This is a genomic window from Desulfuromonadales bacterium, from assembly GCA_035620395.1.
Lineage (GTDB): Bacteria > Desulfobacterota > Desulfuromonadia > Desulfuromonadales > DASPGW01 > DASPGW01.
Genome location: DASPGW010000276.1, coordinates 1 through 2,580, shown reverse-complemented (window position 1 = coordinate 2,580; position 2,580 = coordinate 1). Strand labels below are relative to the sequence as shown.

Annotated in this window: 2 protein-coding genes; both read left to right on the top strand. The window is 72.1% G+C overall.

What is annotated here, in order from left to right:
• A partial coding sequence (locus VD811_15170; GenBank protein ID HXV22324.1) for a molybdopterin-dependent oxidoreductase occupies positions 1–2,040 on the top strand: 2,040 nt, incomplete at its 5' end.
• Positions 2,037–2,580: complex I subunit 1 family protein (locus VD811_15165; GenBank protein ID HXV22323.1), on the top strand; the 544-nt coding region annotated here is incomplete at its 3' end. The genes VD811_15170 and VD811_15165, both read left to right, overlap by 4 nt.

Here is a 2,580-nt window from a genome sequence, read left to right as displayed (position 1 = left end):
CGCCGCTTCCGGGGCAAGAAGCGGACCTACACCAATCAGGATCTCGGCCCCTTCGTCGAGCACGAGATGAACCGCTGCATCCAGTGCTACCGCTGCGTGCGCACCTACCAGGACTACTGCGGCGGCAGCGACTTCGGCGTGCTGGGGACCAACCAGCGGGTCTACTTCGGCCGTTTCCGCGACGGTCGGCTGGAGAGCCCCTTTTCCGGCAACCTGGTCGATGTCTGCCCGACCGGCGTCTTCACCGACAAGACCTTCCGCTTCAAGGCCCGCTACTGGGACATCGAGGAAGCCCCTTCAGTCTGCCCGCACTGCTCCCTCGGCTGCGCCGTCATCCCCGGTGCCCGCTACCGCGAGCTGCAAAGGGTGCGCTCAGGCGTCAACCGGCAGGTCAACGGCTTCTTCATCTGCGACCGCGGCCGCTTCGGCTACGGCCACGCCAATGACCCCGAGCGGCCGCGCGCTCCCCGCGTCGACGGGGCGGAGCTGTCCTGGTCCGAGGCCCTTGGCGCTCTGCGCCGCCGCCTACAGGAAACGGTCAGGCGCCACGGCGCCGCAAGCGTTGCCTTCCTCGGCTCGCCGCGCGCCACTCTCGAGGCGAACTGGCTGCTGCGCCGCTGGGCGCAGCGGGTCGGCAGCGACCGCTGCGCCTTCGATGCGCACCCGTCCCGTGACCGGGCGGCGCGCACCCTCGCCGCCGGCCTCGGGGATAAGGCACGCAGCCTGGAGGATATCCGCAAGAGCGACTTCGTCCTGCTCGTCGGCGCCGACCCTCTCGCCGAGGGTCCTCTCCTCGCCCTTGCCCTGCGCCAGGCGACCCGCGCCGGCGGCCATGTCGCCGTCCTCGACCCGCGGCCGGTAGAACTCCCCTGCCCCGCCCCCCACCTGCCTCTGGCCCCGGAGCGGCTGCCGGCCGCGCTCGCCGCCCTCGCCGGCGGCGACTTCACCGCCTTCGACCGGCAGGAGGCGATCTTCCTCGAGGGAATCGCCGCCCGCCTGCGCCAGGCCGAACGCCCGGTACTGGCCGGCGGCGCCGACCTGCTTAGGGAGGAAGGCGTGGCAGCACTGCTACTGGCGGCGGACGCCCTCTCCTCGGCCGAGCGACCCTGCGGTGCCACGGTCCTGCTGACCGGCCCGAACAGCTACGGCGCGGCCCTGGTCGCCGGTGCCGGCCCCGACGCCGACGCCCTGCTTGACGGCATGCTCGGCGGCGAGATCAAGGCGCTGATCTGCCTTGAGACCGATCCCTTTGCCGACCACCCCGATCCGGGGCGGGCCGCGACGGCACTCGCCCGGCTCGAATCGCTGATCGTCCTCGACGGCGTGCCGACCCTCGCCGCTCGCCGCGCCGACATCCTGCTGCCGACGACAGTGCCGGCCGAGGGGGACGGCACCGTCGTCAGCCAGGAAGGGCGGATGCTGCCCTTCGCCTCCGTCTTCTCCCCCGGCTTGCCGATCCGCGAGACCGGCGGCGGCGACCACCCCCCGCGCACCTTCACTGCGGAAACGCCCGGGAGCCTGCCGCGCCCGGCCTGGGCGATCCTCGCCGCCCTCCTCGGACATCCCCTTGCCCTGCGCCCGCTGCGGCAGGAACTGGCGGCGGAAGACCCGCGCTTCGCCCGCCTGGCCGAACTCGCTCCGGCAGGTGAAGGGGAACGGTTCGCCGGCACCGGCACCCCGGCCGGCGCACCGGCGCCGCTGCCGCCTCACTGCGAGCCGGGCGGCACCCTGCACCTGCTGCCGGTGGAGACCTTCTTCGGCTCCGAGCTTCTCTCCAGCCTCTCGCCGCCGCTGGCCGCCGTCACCCACGCACCGCACGTCCTGCTGCACATCGCCGACGCCGCCGGTCTCGGCCTGGCCGAGGGGGAGCGCGCCCGTCTGTCGACCGTTCTCGGTCATTTCGCCGTGACGGTGCGCACGAGCGACCGCGTGGCGCGGGGGGTGGCGATCCTGCCGCGGCTGCGCGGAACCCCGGTCGAAGTCTTCGTCCCGGGCGCCGGCCACCTCGACTGCCTGCTCGAGAAGGAGGGGACGGCATGAACGAGCTGCTGCTCACCCTGCTCATCGTCCTGGTCAAGCTGGGGGTCATCTTCGGCGTCATCCTGACGCTGGCCGCCTACCTGGTGCTCGCCGAACGCAAGATCCTGGCCCGCATGCAGCTGCGCTACGGCCCCAACCGGGTCGGCCCCTTCGGCCTGCTGCAGCCGCTGGCCGACGTGATCAAGATGCTGACCAAGGAGGATGTCGTTCCCGACCAGGCCGACAAGTGGATATTCCTGCTCGCTCCGGGGCTGGCGGCGGTCACCGCCCTGCTCGCCTTCGCCGTCGTCCCCTTCGGGCCGCCGCTCACCCTCTTCGGCCGGGAAATCCCGCTGGTCGTCTGCGACCTCAACGTCGGCGTCCTCTACTTCCTCGGCCTCTCGTCGCTGGCGGTCTACGGCGTCGCTCTGGGGGGCTGGGCCTCCAATTCCAAGTACGCCCTGCTCGGCTCGATCCGCGGCCTGGCCCAGCTCATCTCCTACGAACTCTCCATGAGCCTGGCGCTGGTGCCGGTGCTGCTCTCGGCCCGCTCCTTCTCCC